The organism is Caballeronia ptereochthonis, assembly GCF_001545075.1.
Taxonomy (GTDB): domain Bacteria; phylum Pseudomonadota; class Gammaproteobacteria; order Burkholderiales; family Burkholderiaceae; genus Caballeronia; species Caballeronia ptereochthonis.
On record NZ_FCOB02000019.1, the window covers coordinates 146,764 to 164,335 of the forward strand.

Genomic DNA, 17,572 nt, shown 5'->3' on the forward strand with positions numbered 1-17,572 from the left:
GTTCTTCACGCACCGATGAGCACGTCGCGCTGTTCCGCGCTGGAGCGCAGCATCGCGAGGCAGATTTCGAGCGTCCCGCGCGCCCACACGCCGTCGTGAAGCGGCGCGATATCGCCATGCACGGCGGCGATCAGCTCATCGATGACTTCGCTGCGCGGCACGCGCGGCGCATCGAGCGCGATGCGTTCGCAACGCTCGTCGCCATAGACGATGACCCCATCCGGCAGCGGCCGCAGATCGCCCCGCTCGCACGACACGATGAGCGGCCCGAAGTGCTGATGCAGACGCGGCTCCGGCTGCGAGCGCGACGGTGACGTGTAAGCCGCGCCGCCGTATGTGCCCGCCGCCTTCAGACGCGCTTCCTCGTCGCGCGATTGCACAAGCGCGAGCTTGCGCCGCGCGGCGCCGTAACCGTCGGCATGCTTCGCCTGGCCCATTTCGCCGATCCAGCCGGTCCACTCGTCCGAATCGAAATGCGCGTAGCCGCTGTACGAGAGCGTCGCGAACGCGCCGTTGTCGAACCAGAGCGTCGCGGCGTACGCGCCTTCGGTCGGGCGCGACGCATCCCAGTTGCCGACCGCCGCGCGGATGCGCGTCGCGCGGCTGCCCGCGAGCAGGCGCACGACGTCGACCTGGTGTGCCGCCTGGCTGAACACCGCGCCGCCGCCCTCTTCCGTCTTCAGTTCCTCCGGCCTGCGCGGCCGGAACAGATAGTCGGTGTAGTTGAGCGCCTGAATCATCTTCACGCCGCCGAACGCGCCCGACGCGATCAGCTCGCGCGTGCGCAGATACGGCGTATCGAAGCTGTGACAGTGCCCGACGATCAGATGCACGCCGGCCTCACGGCACGCGGCGATCATGTCGTCACATTCGGCGAGAGACAGCGCCATCGGCTTCTCGACGAGCACATGCCTGCCGTGCCGCGCCGCGATGCGCGTGTGCGCCGCGTGAAACTGATGCGGGCTCGCGATGTAGATTGCGTCGATGTCGGGCATGCGCGCGAGCGCTTCGATGTCGTCGAAGGTCGGCGCATCGAAGTCGGCTTCGAATTGCGCACGCGCCGTTTCGCGCGGATCGCATGCGCCGACGAGCTTCACGCGCGTATCCGCGAGAAACGTCGGCAGCATCAGCGAGAACGCGCGCCCCAGTCCAGCGATGCCGAGCTTGAGCGTCTGCATCACGCCTGAACCTGATAGTTCGGCTCGACTTCGCCCTGCTCCTCGATCTCGACCCAGACGGGCTGCGCGGCGTACTGCTTCCAGTCGGTGTCCTTCGGCACCATCGCCTGGAACGAGCACACGCTGCGCGGAATCGCCTTGTCGCCGGTGCCGATGGCCGCTTCCCCAGCCTGGAACTCCTTCAACGCATCGAGCATGCGGCGGCGGAACTCGACCACGGCGACATCGCTCGCGCCGAGGCGCTCCTCCGTGCGGTCGGCGATCGGGCCCATCGTCACCCACATCGCGATGTCCTGATTCGGAAAGCCCTTGATGCCCGTGAAGTTGCCCGCCTTCATCGCTTCGCGGTCTTGCCAGAAGCGGTTGTCGGTGTTGCGCAGCGGCCGGTAGTATTCGTCGAGATCGATGCCCACGCGCTGGCCGAGGAACTTGCGCCACGTCTCCGTTTCCGGCGTCTTGTCGGGATGGCCCCACGCCATGAAATAGAACGCGGTGCTGCCGTCGTCGCACGGCACGTTGATGTTGGCGACGTTGTAGAGGTTGTTCGGCGGAATCAGCGCCGTGGCCGGCGCGACGAACACCGTCGAGCGCACATAGTCGTGCGTGGCGGCGTTCTGGATCGGACGGCGCAGCGCCGCATAGCGGAAGCCGTAGCTCGTGCGATGCACCTGCATGCGCGGCGCCTTGTCGGTCGACGGCCGCAGCCAGTTCTTCGAGGTCGCTTCCGCGCCGCCGACACGCGCCGGCACGAAGTCCGACGAGTGCAGGCTGGAGCTGTGCGCGGAATCGATCGCGCCTTCGAGAATCTGCGCCCAGTTGCACGGCAGAATCGCCTTCGCGATGCTCACGCGCGTGTCTTCCGTCGGCGCCCAGGCGGGCGGCACGAATTCGGGAATCGCGTCCTGCGGGCCCATGTATGCCCACACGAAGCCGCCCCATTCCTTCGTTTCATAGGCCTTGTGCTTGACCTTCTTCGTCATGTCGCTGCACGAAGGCTCGGAGACCATTTCAATCACGTTGCCCTTCACGTCCATCTTCCAGCCGTGATACAGACAACGCAGGCCGCAATCCTCGTTGCGTCCATAAACGAGCGACACACGACGATGCGGGCAGTATTCGTCCATCACGCCGACGTTGCCGTCGGTGTCGCGGAACACGACGAGATCCTCGCCGAATACACGCGCCTTCACGGGCGCGCCGTCCGGCTCGCTGACTTCCTCGATGAGGCACACAGGCGTCCAGTGACGCCGCATCAGCTGACCCATCGGGGCATCGCCTTCGACACGGCACAGCAACATGTTCTCTTCATGCGTGAGCATTTACGCTTCTCCTGACCAACGGATTCAATGGGGACAATTCGTTAGAGATCCAGCACCAGTTCCTCGCTCTTCGCGCGCGAGACGCAGATCATGATGTGATCGTGCTTCTCGTCGTCGCCGAGCACCATGTCGCGATGGTCCGCAACGCCTGCGCACAGCGTCGTGCGGCACGATCCGCACGTGCCGCTCTCGCACGAGCTCGGCGCGCGGATGCCGTTGTCACGCAGGATTTCGAGGATCGAGCGGTCCTTCGGAATCTCGAAGCAGCGGCCCGTGCGCTCCAGCTTCACGCTGAACGGCGTATTCTCCGCCGCGCGCGACTGATCCACGCCGAAGCTCTCGAAGTGCACGCTGCCTTGCGGCCAGTGGCCGGTCATGTCGCGTACGCCGTCCATCAGCGCGCGCGGGCCGCAGCAGTACACGTGCGTGCCGCTGCCGGGCTTCTCGAAGACGGGCCAGAAGTCGAACGCGTTCGCGGCATCGCCCCGGTCGTGATGAACGACGACATGCGGCTTCCATTCGGCGCCCGACAACTCGTCGATGAACGCCGTCATCTCGGGGCTGCGCGTGAGGTAGTACAGCTTGAAGCGCGGGCCGCCCGTGGCCTTGAGATGGCGCATCATCGAGAGAATCGGCGTGATGCCGATGCCGCCCGCGACGAATACGAAGCTCCGCGCGCGCTCGCTCAGTTCGAACTCGTTGCGCGGCGCCGATACCTCGATGCGATCGCCCGCGTGCACGTCGTCCGTCATGCTGATCGAGCCGCCGCGCCCCGCCGCATCGCGCTTCACGGCGATCACGTAGCGGGCGGTTTCGTCCGGATCGTTGCACAGCGAGTAGTTGCGATTCGCGCCGCTCGGCACGCGCACCGTCACGTGCGAGCCCGCGGTGAAGGGCTCGAGGGCGCCGCCTTCCGGATCGCGCAACTCGAAGCTCACGATGCCCTCCGCCACCTGCTCCTTCTTCGTCACCACGAGCGTCCTGAATGACAGTTCGTTGCTCGCCGTTTCGCTCATTTCGCCTGCTCTCCTGCGTCGTTCATCACCCATGACGTCCCCGCTGCAACATCACTCCATGTGTTTATATTAGATATCTAATCATTTGGAAGCAAGCGGGTTTTCCCTGAAACGCGTCGTCGCGGCAGCAAGTAAAAACGGCGCCCGAAGGCGCCGCCGGTGCTGCGAGAAGTCTTTTTCAGGCGCGCTTTTCCGCGTGCTCGCGCAAGGTGTTCGCCGGCACGCCGATCAGCACGGCGAGTCCGCCGAGTATCACGATCGCGGCGATCGCGGAAAGGCCGATCGCGAGACTGCCCGTCATCGTCTTGATCCAGCCGAGCGCGATCGGCCCGCAGAACGCGCCCACCTGCCCCAGGCTGCTGATCGCGCCGATGCCGGCCGCCGCCGCTTCGTCGGAGAGATACGCGGGCGGAATCGACCAGATGATCGCGGCCGCGCCGAAGTACGAAATGGAGATCATGCCGAGACAGACGATGGCCGCCGCGGTGTTGCCGGACAGCACCGGCAGCAGAAAGCCGCCCAGCGCGCCCACCGCCGTGCACGCAAAGAAGTGCCAGCGCCGTTCGAGCGTCACGTCGGAGCTGCGCGCGACCGCGAACATCCCGAGCGCGCCGATGATGTACGGTAGCGCGGACAGCAGGCCGACGTTGAGCACATCCGAGACGCCCGCCTGACGGATGATGGTCGGCGTCCAGTAATTGAGGATGGTCCCGCACAGCGGCACCGTGCCCCAGCCGGCCGCGAGGATATAGACGCGCGGGTCTTTCAGCGCGACCAGCAGTTGATGACGCGTGTGCTTCGCCGGCTTCTTCTCGGCGCGATCGGCGGCGAGCGCATCGAGGATGATCCGCTTCTGGTCGTCGTCGAGCCAGCGCGCGTCCTGCGGCCGGTCGACGAGATAGAAGAACGCGACGACGCCCATCAGCAAGGCGGGCAGGCCTTCGAGAAAGAACAGCCATTGCCAGTTCTTGTAGCCGAGCACATCGACGAAGTTGTGCAGGATCCATCCCGACAGCGGCCCGCCGATGATCCCCGCCGCCGCGATCGCCAGCAGAAAGCGCGAGGTGATGCGCGCGCGGCGCGCGCCCGGATACCAGTAGGTCAGGTACAGAATGATCCCCGGCCAGAACCCCGCCTCCGCCGCGCCGAGCAGGATGCGCGCGACATAGAACTGCGTCGGCGTGGTCATGAAGGCCATCGCTGTCGATATCCCGCCCCACAGAATCATGATGCGCGAGATCGTGAGGCGCGCGCCGATCTTCTTGAGCCACAGCGTGCTCGGCACTTCCAGTGAGATATAGCCGATGAAGAACAGGCTCACGCCGAGGCCGTAGGCGGCATCGGACAACCCGAGGTCCTGCTTCAAATGCAGTTGCGCGAAGCTCACGTTCACGCGGTCCAGATAGTTCAGCACCCAGCACACGAAGATGAACGACATCAGCCGCCAGGTGACCTTGTGATAGGTGGCTTCGACGCGCGCTGCCGTCGCGTCTGATTCCGACATGAATTGCGTGACAGTGGATTTGGCCACCAGACGTCTCCGTTGCGCTTGCTCATGAGGATGATGCGCCGGAGCGCACCGCTCCGGACATCGGACACTTTTATTCGATATCTAATCATTATGGTAAGGAGACGGGCGCGCGCGAACAAGTTCGGGTTTGCACCGAGGGCCGTCGGGCGCATGCCGGACGCGCATGGCGGCGCTTCCAGCGGCTATCATGTGAATCGGGAAAGAACCGCACTGGAAAAAGACACCGCCATGACACGAAAGAAAACTGTGGAAGGCGCGCCGCGCGAAACCGCGGAGATGCTGCGCCACTGGCACGAATTCGTGCCGAACGACCGCCTCGCCCACCTGGTGAAGGACGCCACGCGCTCGATGGTGCGCGCGCTGCAGATGCGGCTCGCGGAGCATTCCGTGTCGTTCGGACACTGGACCTTCCTGCGCATCCTGTGGGAAACGGACGGTCTGACGCAGCGCGAGCTGAGCGAGCAGGCGGGCGTGATGGCGCCCACCACGTTCGCGGCCGTCACTGCAATGGAAAAGCTCGGGCTGGTCGAGCGTCAGCAGCGGCCCGAGAACAAGAAGAACACGCACGTGTATCTGACGCCGCATGGCCGTGCGCTGAAGGACAAGCTCGTGCCGCTCGCGGAGGAAGTCAACGAAATAAGCGTGACCGGTCTGAGCGAGCGCGACATCAAGACTGCGCGCAAGGTGCTGCTCGCGATCATCGAGAACCTCGCCGAGGACGAGGCGGGTTCGACGAATCCGCGGCGACGGGTGCCGTCCACGCGCGAACTGGGGAGAATCATCGCGGGGCGTGGGGAGACGCTGGAGGGCGTCGATTAGATCCTGACGATGGCGCGTCGCGCAGGCTGGCTCAGTCGATGGTCTCGAGTTCCTTCATGCTTGCCGCCCGATCACGCGGCCCCTCGATGCCGAAATGCTTCGCCAGTGTATCGACGACATTTTCCGCCATGGCGCGCCGCGTTTCTTCGGTTCCTGACCCGATATGAGGCGTCAGCACCAGCCGATGATCGCGCAGGAGCGCCTCGGGAACGGCCGGTTCATGCTCGAACACATCGAGCGCGGCGCCCGCGAGCTTGTCTGCGGCAAGCGCCTCGATGAGGGCGCTTTCATCGACCACCGGACCGCGAGCAATGTTCACGAGAAATCCGTTCGGACCGAGCGCCTCGATGACGGCTGCATCGATCAGATGATGCGTCGCGGGCGAAAGCGGACACGTGAGAATGATCATGTCGCTGTCGCGTGCGAGGCGGGACACGTCGTCGTAGTAAGGAATATCGACGGCCTTGCGGCTGGGACCGAAATAGGCGATCTTCGAACCAAAAGCCTGTAACCGTTTCGCGATGGCCGAACCGATGCTCCCCAGTCCGACGACGCCGACCTTCATGCGCGAGATCGATCGGCCCAGCCGATAATGACCCCGCACCGGCCATTGGCCCGAGCGAACGTAGGCATCCGCATTCACGAAGTCGCGCGTGAGCGCCAGTGCAAGGCCAACCGCCGCATTCGCCACGTCTTCGGCAAGAATATGCGAGGTATTCTCGATGCGGATGCCGCGCGAGCGTGTCGCCTCGATATCCACGTTGTCCAGTCCCGCGCTATAGCTCGAGATGATTTCCAGAGCAGGAAGCGCATCGAGGAATGCCGCATCGATCCTCGCTTTACGCAGCGCAATGCCGCGAACCTCGCTGCCGTGCTCTTTCAGAAACGCACTTGCGGCTGCGGGATCTTTCGGCAGATCGAGCACGGCGAAAAGCGCGCTCAGTTCCGCGTGGGTCCACTCGGGCAATTCTGCCGCATTGAGGATAACGGGCTTGGTCATGGTTCGGATTTGATGATGAACGCCCGGCGCGTATTTTTCGCTCCGGGCTTGTGTGCAAGTGACGCAGGGCGAAGTCTGAAGCGGCGATTCAACTCATCTTGACGCGTTCGATCTTGCCCATGAAAAACAGGTAGACGACGGCCGCGACCAGGCAGTGCGCGGCGACGAAGTACAGTCCGACCGTATAGCCGCCGGTCGCCTGCACGAGATAGCCGAAGACGATCGGCGTCACGATACCGCCGATATTGCCTACGCAATTGAAGATCGCGCCGGCGAGTCCGACCGCCTCGCGCGGAGCCGTATCGCTGACGATGGCCCAGGTTCCCGCGCCTGCAGCCGCGCCCTTGCCGAAGAAGGCCAGCGTCATGAGCAGAACGATCACGATATTGCTTTCGGTGACGGCCGACAAAACGATGCTGCAACCCATCGCCATGCCGATGATATACGGCGTTTTGCGGGCCCATGACACGCTCCAGCCGCGACGAATGAGCCAGTCGGAAATGGTTCCGCCCGCAATGCCGCCCACAAAGCCCGCAACGGCCGGAACCATGGTCGCGAAGCCTGCCTGCATCACGTTCATGCCGCGCGCCTGAACGAGGTAGATCGGAAACCAGGTGATGAAAAAGTAGCTCAGCGCGATGGTGCAATACTGGCCGATATACGAGCACCACAGCATGCGATTGCCGAGCAGCACGCGCAGCACGCCGGCCGAAAGCGCGGGGCGTGATTCGAGCGCGTGCTTCGAATCGATGTCGATCATCGCCCCGCCTGCGATGATGTGATCGAGCTCGCTGCCGGACACACGCGGATGTTTGCGCGGCTCGTACATGACGACGGCCCACACGCCCGCCGCCGCGATGCCGATCAAACCCAGCGCGATGAATGGAGCGGGCCAGCCGAATCGCGACGTGAGCCATCCCGCGAACGGCGAGAAAATGGCCACGGCGAAATATGATGCCGATGCGAAGAGCGACGTGGCAAGGCCGCGTTCCTCCTTCGGAAACCACATGACCGCGACACGGCCGTTGGCTGGAAAGCTCGGTGCTTCGATCAGTCCGAGCGCGAAGCGCAGCGAGAACAGCAGTCCCAGCGCAATCGACAGATCCGAGGTGAAGTTGCCGATGAAGCCGACCATCATGGTCGCGATGGACCACAGGATCAGCGTTGCGCCGTACATCGTCTTGGTGCCGAAGCGATCGAGCAGCAGACCGCCGGGTATCTGGCCGACCACATAAGCCCAGCTGAAGGCGGACAGCACGTAGCCCAATTGCACGTGATCCAGGCCGAATTCCTTCGATATGCCGGGGCCCGCAATCGACAGAATGGCGCGGTCCGCATAGGCCACCGTCGCCAGGAGCAGGATCATCGCGAGGATCGAGTAACGGGTGCGGGTCGTGCGAGCCGCCGTGCCCGCTATATACTGAGTCGTTCGCTCTATAGCCACTGATATCTCCTCTTTCATGTCCCTGAACGGCTCGCAACGCATGGCGCGATGGCCTTTCGACCTGTCGGTCGCGCTTTTCTCAGGGTGGTTTATGTCTTGCATTAAACCGATGCGATGGATGACCGTCAATCTTGATTGAATCGATCAACGTGAAGAACTGGATGACACAGGAAGAGGCCTGCGAAGCCCTGGGCGTGCGCAGGCAGACGCTATACGCCTATGTCAGCCGCGGTCAGATCGAGGTCCGGGGCGACCCGCAGCATGCGAACCGCAATCTCTATCGCGCAGCGGATATCTCGACACTTCTGAAGAAGCGCAGCCTCGGGCGGGCCCGGAAGAACATTGCGGCAAGCACGATGGCCTGGGGCGAGCCGATCATCGATACCAGTATCTCCACGATTGTTCACGGCAGGCTCTACTATCGCGGCAGGGATGCCGTGCAACTGGCCGCATCGGCCACGCTGGAGGAAGCCGCGCGGCTGCTTTGGGGGATGGCCGAACTGCCGCACTTTCCGTCGTTCGAGCCAGACTCGTTCGATGGTCCGATCGGGGCGCGGGTCTACGCTGCCATGGCTATCGCCGCGGCGAATGATCGAGCAGTGTGGTCAGGCGACTTCGCGGGCATGGTGGATCAAGCCGCCGGACTGGTCGGCTGCCTCGCCAGCAATTTCGTGGAGCTGCGATCGGATGACAGCCCGTTGCATCTGCGGATCGCTGATGCATGGGGCGTCCCGCATCATGCAGATTTACTTCGCCGCGTGCTGGTACTGCTTGCCGATCAGGAACTGACGAGCTCGTCATTCGCAGCGCGCGTCGCCGCATCGACGGGAGCGTCGCTCGGAGCGAGCATGATCGCGGGACTCGCCGCGTTCTCCGGGCCGATGCACGGCAATGCCATCGTGCGCGTTCGTGAGTTCATGGACGATGCAAAACGCTCGGGAACCGAGACCGTGGTTCGGCGCCGGATGTCGGATAGCGATTCGTTGCCCGGATTCGGGCACGAATTGTATCCGCAGGGCGATCCGCGCGCGGCCCAGCTTCTGTCCGCCTTCGAGGTGCCGGACGCCGCGCGCGAGCTGATCGCCTGTGTCGAACGATTGACAGGCAAGTTGCCCGCGATCGATATCGCGCTCGCCGCGCTCGTCGAGCATTGTCGTCTTCCGGAGGGTTCGGCGTTTGCCTTGTTTTCCATCGCACGCAGCGTCGGCTGGATGGCTCATTCGATCGAACAGATCACGGAGGGAAGTCTGTTGCGGCCAAGGGCGCATTATGTCGGGCCTGCCGTTGTCGATTGAGTGATCCGCCGGGCGTGCAGGCCGCATCGCTTGCGACCTGCACGCATCGCCGCCATCACTGATCGATGACGAAGCCATCGAAGTGCGGCCGCATCGAAATGGGCTTGACGAGCGGCGGGCGAATCTTCTGTGCGTCGGGCAACAGCGACATGCCGAGCCCCGGGCCATCGGGAATATCGACGAAGCCCTCGCGCGGCAACGGCACCTTGTCGACGATATCGCTGCCCAGATGCGTGCCGGTCGATTCGAACACGCCCGCTTCGAAGCCCGTCGCGTACTCCTGCACCGCGAAGTTGGGAATCGCGGCGGCCACTTGCAGACACGCGGCGAGCCCGATCGGCGACAACGGATTGTGCGGCACCACTTGCACGTGATGCGCCTCGGCCATCGCCGCGACTTTCTTCGCGCCCGTGATGCCGCCGCACACCGCCACGTCCACGCGCGCATACTCCACCGCGTTGCGCGCGAGTAGCGCCTGGAACTCGTAGATCGTGCAGAAGCGCTCGCCGGTCGCGATCGGCACGCGAATGCGATCGGCCACGCGCGCCATCGCATCGGCGTTCTCCGGGCGGATCGGGTCTTCGACGAACATCGGCATGTCCTGCTCGATGCCGTTCGTGAACGTCACCGCCTCCGCGGGCGTCAGACGCCGATGCAGCTCGATCAGCAGATCCACGCGATCACCGACGACTTCGCGCATCCTGTGCACGTTGTCGATCGCATCGCGCATCTTGCGGATATGCGTCTTGAAGTAGACCTTGTCGTTGCCTTCGTCGAGGAACGGGTTGATATGGCCGAACGCGTTGAAGCCCGCCTCCATCTTGCGCTGGCATTCCTCCAGCACTTTCTCGATGCTGCTTTCATAGATGTGACCGTAGATGCGCGCCTTCTTGCGCGCCGGTCCGCCGAGCAGTTCATGGATCGGCACATTGAGTGCGCGGCCCTTGATGTCCCACAACGCGATGTCGATGGCCGAAATCGCCGCGTTGATCGCGAGGCCCTGGAAATAGCTGAAGCGATGCATCACGTTCCAGTGATGCTCGATATCGAATGCGCGCTTGCCGACGAGATATTCCGCGAAGCGTCTGATCGCGGTGCCCGCCGCTTCGATGTGCCCCCAGATGCCCGCTTCGCCGTAGCCGGTGATGCCTTCGTCGGTATCGATGCGAACGAACATGAACTGACCGATATGCAGCGGCTCGACCTTCGTGATCTTCATCTTTGCTCCTTCAGTGATTTCCATTTGCTGCGTGAATTCAATGCGCGTCGTTCGGCATGGCGACGGCGTGACGCAGCGTGGCGTCTTCCCCGCGCGCGGGATCGTCGAGTGCGCGGCCGCGTGTTTCCGGCCCGAGCAGCACCGAGACCGCCGTGATGACGCCGAGCGCCACCACGTACCACGCGACCAGATGCGGCGAGCCCTGCCCCGCCGCCAGCAATGCGACGGCGATCATCGGCGCGATGCCGCCCGAGATCGGCGAGGTCACTTCGCGTGCGAGCGAGAAGCCGGTGTAGCGAATGCGCGAGGGGAACATCTCCGCGAGCCAGGGGCTCTGTGCGGAGGTCATCATCGTCTTGGCGATCGACGACACGAGGAACAGCCCCGTGTAGATCCAAACGAGCTGACCGCTTTGCAGCATCGAAAAGAACGGGAAGATGGCGAGGCCGGACAGCAGCGCGCCAGCCATATAAACAGGCTTGCGGCCGATCACGTCCGACACGAAGCCGAAGAACGGCACGGTGATGAACTGCAGCGCCGTGCTCCACATCAATGCGGTCACGATGATGTCGCGCGACATGTGCAGTTGCTGCGTCACGTAGACGATCACGAACGATTCGTAGATGTACGCGAGCGAGTTGTCGCCGAGACGCGCACCCCACGCGCAGAGCATCGGGCGCAGCGAGGTCTGGAACACTTCGGTGATCGGCTCGCGCACCACGCCTTTCTTGCGGCGGAGTTCCTCGAAGACCGGCGTCTCCTTCAGCCGGCTGCGCAACAGTACGCCCAATGCGACGACCACCGCGCTCAGCAGGAACGGAATGCGCCAGCCCCACGCCTCGAAGCCTTCCTTCGACATCGACGAGGACAGATGGAACGTCGCGAGCGACATCAGAAGGCCGAGCGCGACACCCGTATAGGGCAGCGAACCGTACAGGCCACGACGCTTCGCGGGCGCATATTCGATCACCATCAGCACCGCGCCCGCGTATTCCGCGCCCGAGCCGAGACCTTGCGCCGCACGCAGCACGCACAACAGCAACGGCGCCCATACGCCGATCGATGCATAGGTCGGCAAGAAACCCATCAGTGTGGTGGAACCGCCCATCAGCAAGAGCGTGATGATGAGCACCGCCTTGCGCCCGATCCTGTCGCCTAGTCTTCCGAATATCACGCTGCCCGCCGGACGCACGATGAAACCGATCGCGAAGCTCGCATACGCGAGCAGCGTGCCGGTCAGATGGTCGTAGGACGGGAAGAACAGATGATTGAACAGCGTCGCGGCGGCAGTGGCGTAGAGGTAGTAGTCGTACCACTCCATCGCCGTTCCCACGATCGCGCTCAATATCGCGTTGCGTACCGCTCGCCGGATTTCCGGCGTCATACGTGCTGCGCTCTCCACGTATCACCCTCTTTGTTATGCGCACGGCTCGCGGCGGTGCGCTCGTCTCGCTCCATGACGATCGCCGCCCGAAAACGGCGGCGCCTTGATTCTGCAGCTTGGAAACGTTTCCCGGAAACGTTTCCAGAAGATAATCGTTGTAGACTAGCGCGTCAAGCGGAGATTGGATCGATGAGTGAGAATGCGCCGGGCGATCCGAAGGGAAGGCCCGGAATCAAGGCGGTGGCGGCGTTGGCCGGGGTGGGAATCGCGTCGGTGTCGCGCGTGCTGTCGGGTCAGCCCGGTTCGAGCCCGCAGCTCACACAGCGCGTGCTCGACGCCGCGCGCGCGCTCGGCTATACGCCCAATGCGCTCGCGCAGGGCTTGAGGAGACGCGCGACGCGTTCGATCGGCTTCGTCGTGTCGGACATCACGAATCCGCTCATCGCATCGATCGTCGGCGGCGCGGAGAGCGTGCTGTCGGTCGCGGGGTTTTCGGTGCTGCTGACCAATTCCGGCGGGGTGCCGAGCATCGATGCCGAGCGCATCGAAGTGCTCATGCAGCGGCAGGTGGACGGGCTCATTCTTCTGCCCGCGCTCGAGGACGATGCGGCCACGCTCGCGGCGCTACGCAATGTGAAGTCGCCGATCGTGGTCATCGACCGCAGCTTTCCGGACGATATTCCCGCGCATTACGTGCTCTCCGATCATTACCAGGGCATCGGCGCGGCTGCGCGGCATCTGCTGGAGAGCGGGCATCGACGCCTCGGTCTGGTGGTCGGGCGCGATGTGCGGCCGACGCGCGAGCGCATCCGCGCAATGCAGGACGCATTCGATTCGCTCGGGTTGAAGCGGGATCTGATCGTGCATCGCGGAACGCTTTCGCCGGAGCACGGGAAGGCCGCGCTCGAAGAGATGCTTGCCCAAAAGCGGCCGCCGAGCGCTATCGTGCTGGGCGGCAATCAATTGCTGGAGGGTGCGCTGAGCGCGGTGCATCGCCGGGGATTGAAGCTCGGGGTGGATCTGTCGCTCGTCAGTTGCGACGACGTTCCGCTATGCCGTTTCCACCAGCCCGCCATTGCGACCGTGATGCGTGATGCCTCGCTGCTGGGCGCGCGGGCGGCGCAACTGCTTTTGGCGCATATCGAAGCGCCGGGCGAGCCGGAAACCGTCAGCCTGCCGACATGGTTCGAGCTGCGGGAGAGTTGTGGCGCGGCGCCTGTCACGAGTGCGAATGCGTCGGGTTGATCGCAGGCTTCGACTGCTTATGATGCGGCGGTCGCGGAGCAGTCCTGAAGTAAGGCTCGCAAAGAGCGGGGCTCCATTCATCAGCTGAGTCCAGCGATGTTGGCTGGCAGATCAATCAGTCAGCACTTGCCGCGAGCAGCATTTGCGGATCATTTTGTGCAGGCGAGACGAACACAGAGGATGCCGAAGTGTCAGCCCCGTAGGAAGCCATCGCGGCGATGAGATTCCGGCTCTGCGAATCGGTGGAGTCCGTTGCATAAGCGGGATCTCGCGTGCCGCGAAGCGGACCAACGTCTCCGATATCTCCGACATGGACGTTCCCCGTTCTGTCGCTGCCCCCTCTGTCCGCACCCGCACCGCCGCCGTCCCTGCCGCCCGCATTCAGCCATGTATTGTCCCCACCATTGAACGTAACACGCGGTCTCGACATGACATCGGCTACGTTGCGTGAGCCATAAACATAAACAGTCACGTTGCTGGAATCTGCTGAATTGAAGGTTATATAGTTGTCGTCCCCGTAGATTGAGACGACTTGCGGCCTTCCAGTCACCGCAATTTCGATATGGCCATTCGAACCCACGAGCGTGTTCGAATTTCCAACGTTGCTGATCGAAGAGCCCGCACCAAAATACACGTTGTTGCCGTCTCCGCCCACCGAGACGGACGCGCCGTTCACAGTACTGAGGTTATTTCCGCTCGAATTGACCGAAATGCCCGTTCCGCAGATACCTATGGTGTTGCCGTGACCGGTTACCGTCGCCTCCGAGTTGCTCGTGAAATTGACGGTGACGCCGCAGTTGTCGGGGGTGTTGATGGTGTTGTTCCTGCCGCTGACGGTCGTTGCGGACCAGCCTCCGGCATTGATCACATTCCAGTTGCCGTGGATGTCCGAAGTGAATCCGCCTGCCGAGAAATTGATCGTGTTGCCGTCCGTCGTTACATCGGTATGTGACGCGGTGACGTAAATCTTGTTGCCCTCTCCGTGGACCGTTGCGCTGGCGTACTCGTTGACGAGGGCGACCATGGAACTCGACCAGGACGCCGAGTACACAACGTTGCCGTAGCCAGTGAGAGCGAATGAAGTGCCCGCCATAGCATTGATGTAATTCCGGCTTGAATTGACGTAGATGTCCGAGCCACAGATACCTACCGTGTTGCCATAGCCGTTTACCGTTCCGCTAGAGTGGCTCGCAAAATCGCACTGGGCACCGGAATTACTGGCGGCATTGAAGGTATTGTTCCAGCCGAAAAGGGTTGTCTTTGACCAGCCTGCCGCATTGATGACATTCCAATCACCGTAGATGTCGGTGTTAAGGCCGGTAGCTGAGAAAGTGAAGGTATTTCCGTTCGACTTGACACCATTTTTCGACGCGCCAATGCCGATCGTGTTGCCGAGGCCGTAGATTTCGGTATAGGCCCATTCGCTATAGAGGTTGAGTCTCGAACCCGAATAGTCAACCATGCCTACGCGGTTTCCATAGCCGTAAAGTTCGGTATAGGAATGTGCGCCCGTATGGATCGAATTGTCGTTGCCGTGGATGCCGCTGCTATATCCGGCATTCGCGGACCAGACAGTGTTGCCATAGGTCTGGACGACATTGTTCGATGCATAGAGACCGATCGTGTTGCCGACGCCGTAGACGGTGGTATTCGCGTGCGGGCTGAAGAGATCGAGTCCCGCACCCGAATTGGAAGCCAGGCTCACGACGTTTCCGTAGCCATAAAGCCTGGTATAGGAACTGGAGCCGCCATAGATCGAGTTGTCGTTCCCCCGAATCGTCGCGCTGGCTCCAGCGGCCAGATTGATCTTGAATGCCGATACATCGGAGATGACATCCCGTCCATACAGTTCCTCGTAACCCGTGCCGCCGTTCATTGCCAGCACCACGCCGCTGTTCCAGGCTCCGGCAGTATTAAACTCGTCGTACACGAACGCGCTTCCATTGAGCCGGCTCGACGTGAAGTAATCAGTTGCTCGTCCAGCCATGACGATAACCGATTGCCCGTTTATATTCGAGGCTCCGAGATCCAGCGTGAAGTCGTTCCATTCCTTCGCTCGCATCAGTTGGTTATCGAGTTCCTGGAAGTAGTCTTGGATTCCGTAGATCGTCGACATGCCGAAGCCCACTATGGCTGAGGCAGCGCCGACGGCTCCAGCGGCAGTACCCATCGAAGCGGCAGCCGTCACAAGAGCCACTTCACCCGCCTGTACGGCGATGGCGCCCATTCCAGAAGCGACCGCCTGGGCCAGGCCGGCCGCATCGCCAACCAAGGAAACGAAGGCCGCGTTGCGGGCGCGGGAATCGCCGAATTGCGCCGCCTCCTTATAGGTTCGAAGATCGGCTTTGAAGTTAGCGGCGCTGGTTGCGAATCCGGCAATCCCCGAGAAGGTTTGGGCGAATTGCGATGACCCCAGAGCCGATGCAGCGGCAGCTAGATTTGCACCCGCCTGTACTACGGCATCTTGCTCCGCTTTGCCTTTTCGGTAGTCGTTAAGCGTCTGTGTGAAGCTGCTCCAAGCGCCAAACGCCGTTGCGATATTCGATGAAGTTTGAATAGTGGTAATACCGGACATACGGGTTCTCATAAGTTATTAAAATCAAAGATCAACCGCAAGACGAAAACCATGAGCGGAATTTCGCAGATTCGTATAACTTCCCGTGCCATTGGCGGCGCGAACTCCAATCGGAATGGAAGCCCAACTGCCGCCCCGCAGATCGTGGCCGCGACATTTACTCTCGGGGACAGGTGGCAAGTAGGCAAACAGCTTTCCGCTATTTTCGGAGCAGTCAGCCATCCACTGCGTTGCATTGCCCAGCATGTCATACAGCCCCCACCGATTCGGCAGAAAGGAACCCACTGGCGAGGTCCAAAGAAAATGATCATCGCAAGGCGCAACTGGGTAATCCGGGCCTAGCGCCTTTGCTGTTTCATCGCGAGCGTTCTCATAGCGGCACTGCTCCTGTCTGCTGCTCCCCCAATACGTCGGCGTAGTCGTGCCGGCACGCGCGGCATACTCCCATTCCTTCTGAGTCGGCAACCGGTAGCGATGTACGGTCTTGCCAGCGAGTTTCTTATTCAGCCATTCGATATATTGCTGTACGTCGTTCCATGAGACGCACACGACCGGATCATCATCGGTCTGAGGGAAGCCGGGGTTCTGCCAGTCTGCGTCTGAAACGAAATCCCAGTCCGTCCGCTTGAATGTCATACAGCCTTTGCCGTTAAAACCCGTCTCCTTTGCAAAAACGGCGAACTGTTTCCTGGTGACATGAAAGCGACCGAGCGCGAATGACTTCACGCGCATGGAACGTGGCGGACCTTCTACGGTGAGTTCCAACTGATACTTTTTGAAATCGCCTTCGAAATCGTCCTTCGTCGCACCCATCATGTACTGACCGGCTGGAAGTACGACCATTTCCGAGCAGTAGTCGCAGTCTTTGAACGTGGTCGGTGGCGCACTTGTCTTTGCTGAAACTGACGGTCCGGTCAATACAGCCAATAAGGCGAGGCATACGAAATGCCCTCTTCGATATGAGTTGATCATCTCTGCTCCGTGATGATTGATGAAAGTGGGAGCCTGTTTCATCAGATGTCGTTCCGTCCAAGCGCGCCCAATTTCGATGCGAGGTCTACCCGCGCATCGTTCCAGTCTGCAAACGCCTGAATCCGCTGCTGCTTTGCGTTGGCTAATGCGGTCTGCGTGGTCAGCAATGCCTCGCCGATACGGTTTCTTCACCCATCCTCCTTCGTTGTCAAAAAATGTTGTTTTCCTAATTTATTCAATCAAGAATCAACTGCAAGACGAAACCATGAGCGGAGTTTCGCTGGTTCGTATAACTTCCCGTGCTATCAGCGGCATGAATTCCAATAGGAATGGAAGGCCAACCGCCGACTCTTAGATCGTGGCCACGACATTTCCTCTCGGGTACTGGTGGCAAGTAGGCAAATAACTTGCCGCCATTTTCGTAGCAGTCAGACATCCACTGAGTCGCTTTCCGGTGTAACTATTTCAAAGACCGACAGCAAGGCGAAATCCCTGAGTGGAATTGCGCTTGTCTGTATAGTTGCCCCCTCTTCCCGCTGCGCGAACCGCAAATGGAATCGACGCCCAACTAGCGC

The 17,572-nt window shown here is 61.8% G+C and carries 13 protein-coding genes; 3 read left to right on the top strand and 10 right to left on the bottom strand.

The features are described 5' to 3' along the window. Positions 1–5: 5 nt before the first annotated feature. From AWB83_RS20875 to AWB83_RS20890, 4 genes are all read right to left on the bottom strand, one after another. Positions 6–1,178: a Gfo/Idh/MocA family protein gene (locus AWB83_RS20875; RefSeq protein ID WP_087047512.1), complete on the bottom strand. Its 1,173-nt coding sequence runs from the start codon at positions 1,176–1,178 to the stop codon at positions 6–8. Continuing rightward, positions 1,178–2,497, bottom strand: coding sequence for a Rieske 2Fe-2S domain-containing protein (locus tag AWB83_RS20880; RefSeq protein WP_087047513.1), 1,320 nt, complete (start codon positions 2,495–2,497; stop codon positions 1,178–1,180). Before AWB83_RS20880 ends, AWB83_RS20875 begins: the two co-directional genes overlap by 1 nt. Before the next feature lie 41 nt (positions 2,498–2,538). Beyond that, entirely contained in the window at positions 2,539–3,513 is a 975-nt protein-coding gene (locus tag AWB83_RS20885) for a PDR/VanB family oxidoreductase (protein WP_087047514.1), read from the bottom strand. Between the two features lie 178 nt (positions 3,514–3,691). Beyond that, the gene (locus AWB83_RS20890) at positions 3,692–5,017 is read right to left on the bottom strand and encodes an MFS transporter (protein WP_087047515.1); all 1,326 of its coding nucleotides are present in this window, start codon (positions 5,015–5,017) and stop codon (positions 3,692–3,694) included. Between the two features lie 255 nt (positions 5,018–5,272). Here AWB83_RS20890 and AWB83_RS20895 point away from each other — a divergent pair, with 255 nt between their 5' ends. Then, complete coding sequence (locus AWB83_RS20895; protein ID WP_087047539.1) at positions 5,273–5,863, top strand: MarR family winged helix-turn-helix transcriptional regulator; 591 nt, start codon at positions 5,273–5,275, stop codon at positions 5,861–5,863. A 31-nt stretch (positions 5,864–5,894) separates the two neighbouring features. Here the strand turns inward: AWB83_RS20895 and AWB83_RS20900 are convergent, their stop codons facing one another. Both AWB83_RS20900 and AWB83_RS20905 read right to left on the bottom strand, forming a co-directional pair. Beyond that, positions 5,895–6,863 carry a 2-hydroxyacid dehydrogenase gene (locus AWB83_RS20900; protein WP_087047516.1) on the bottom strand — a complete coding sequence of 323 codons (969 nt, stop codon included), beginning with the start codon at positions 6,861–6,863 and terminating at the stop codon, positions 5,895–5,897. Between the two features lie 88 nt (positions 6,864–6,951). Continuing rightward, the gene (locus tag AWB83_RS20905; protein WP_087047540.1) at positions 6,952–8,307 is read right to left on the bottom strand and encodes an MFS transporter; all 1,356 of its coding nucleotides are present in this window, start codon (positions 8,305–8,307) and stop codon (positions 6,952–6,954) included. A 131-nt stretch (positions 8,308–8,438) separates the two neighbouring features. On the opposite strand from AWB83_RS20905, the gene AWB83_RS20910 reads away from it, so the two are divergent. Continuing rightward, positions 8,439–9,602 (top strand): citrate synthase family protein, encoded by a 1,164-nt coding sequence (locus AWB83_RS20910; protein WP_244197822.1) that lies wholly within the window; start codon positions 8,439–8,441, stop codon positions 9,600–9,602. Positions 9,603–9,657: 55 nt separating this feature from the next. On the opposite strand, the gene AWB83_RS20915 is transcribed toward AWB83_RS20910, so the two are convergent. After that, the gene (locus tag AWB83_RS20915; RefSeq protein WP_087047517.1) at positions 9,658–10,821 is read right to left on the bottom strand and encodes a mandelate racemase/muconate lactonizing enzyme family protein; all 1,164 of its coding nucleotides are present in this window, start codon (positions 10,819–10,821) and stop codon (positions 9,658–9,660) included. 37 nt (positions 10,822–10,858) lie between these two features. After that, a complete protein-coding gene (locus AWB83_RS20920; protein WP_159463067.1) occupies positions 10,859–12,154 on the bottom strand; it encodes an MFS transporter in 1,296 nt (431 codons plus the stop codon). 240 nt (positions 12,155–12,394) lie between these two features. Between AWB83_RS20920 and AWB83_RS36160 the strand changes: the two genes are divergently transcribed. Continuing rightward, positions 12,395–13,450: a LacI family DNA-binding transcriptional regulator gene (locus AWB83_RS36160; RefSeq protein WP_159463068.1), complete on the top strand. Its 1,056-nt coding sequence runs from the start codon at positions 12,395–12,397 to the stop codon at positions 13,448–13,450. 115 nt (positions 13,451–13,565) lie between these two features. On the opposite strand, the gene AWB83_RS20940 is transcribed toward AWB83_RS36160, so the two are convergent. Then, the gene (locus tag AWB83_RS20940; protein ID WP_087047521.1) at positions 13,566–16,025 is read right to left on the bottom strand and encodes a hypothetical protein; all 2,460 of its coding nucleotides are present in this window, start codon (positions 16,023–16,025) and stop codon (positions 13,566–13,568) included. Positions 16,026–16,049: 24 nt separating this feature from the next. Next, positions 16,050–17,039, bottom strand: coding sequence for a formylglycine-generating enzyme family protein (locus AWB83_RS20945; RefSeq protein ID WP_087047522.1), 990 nt, complete (start codon positions 17,037–17,039; stop codon positions 16,050–16,052). Between the last annotated feature and the right edge of the window lie 533 nt (positions 17,040–17,572).

Coding starts and splice junctions, on each gene's coding strand:
- AWB83_RS20875 (WP_087047512.1), bottom strand. CDS start 1,178: ATGCAGACGCTCAAGCTCGGCATCGCTGGACTGGGGCGCGCGTTCTCG.
- AWB83_RS20880 (WP_087047513.1), bottom strand. CDS start 2,497: ATGCTCACGCATGAAGAGAACATGTTGCTGTGCCGTGTCGAAGGCGAT.
- AWB83_RS20885 (WP_087047514.1), bottom strand. CDS start 3,513: ATGAGCGAAACGGCGAGCAACGAACTGTCATTCAGGACGCTCGTGGTG.
- AWB83_RS20890 (WP_087047515.1), bottom strand. CDS start 5,017: ATGTCGGAATCAGACGCGACGGCAGCGCGCGTCGAAGCCACCTATCAC.
- AWB83_RS20895 (WP_087047539.1), top strand. CDS start 5,273: ATGACACGAAAGAAAACTGTGGAAGGCGCGCCGCGCGAAACCGCGGAG.
- AWB83_RS20900 (WP_087047516.1), bottom strand. CDS start 6,863: ATGACCAAGCCCGTTATCCTCAATGCGGCAGAATTGCCCGAGTGGACC.
- AWB83_RS20915 (WP_087047517.1), bottom strand. CDS start 10,821: ATGAAGATCACGAAGGTCGAGCCGCTGCATATCGGTCAGTTCATGTTC.
- AWB83_RS36160 (WP_159463068.1), top strand. CDS start 12,395: ATGAGTGAGAATGCGCCGGGCGATCCGAAGGGAAGGCCCGGAATCAAG.
- AWB83_RS20940 (WP_087047521.1), bottom strand. CDS start 16,025: ATGTCCGGTATTACCACTATTCAAACTTCATCGAATATCGCAACGGCG.
- AWB83_RS20945 (WP_087047522.1), bottom strand. CDS start 17,039: ATGAAACAGGCTCCCACTTTCATCAATCATCACGGAGCAGAGATGATC.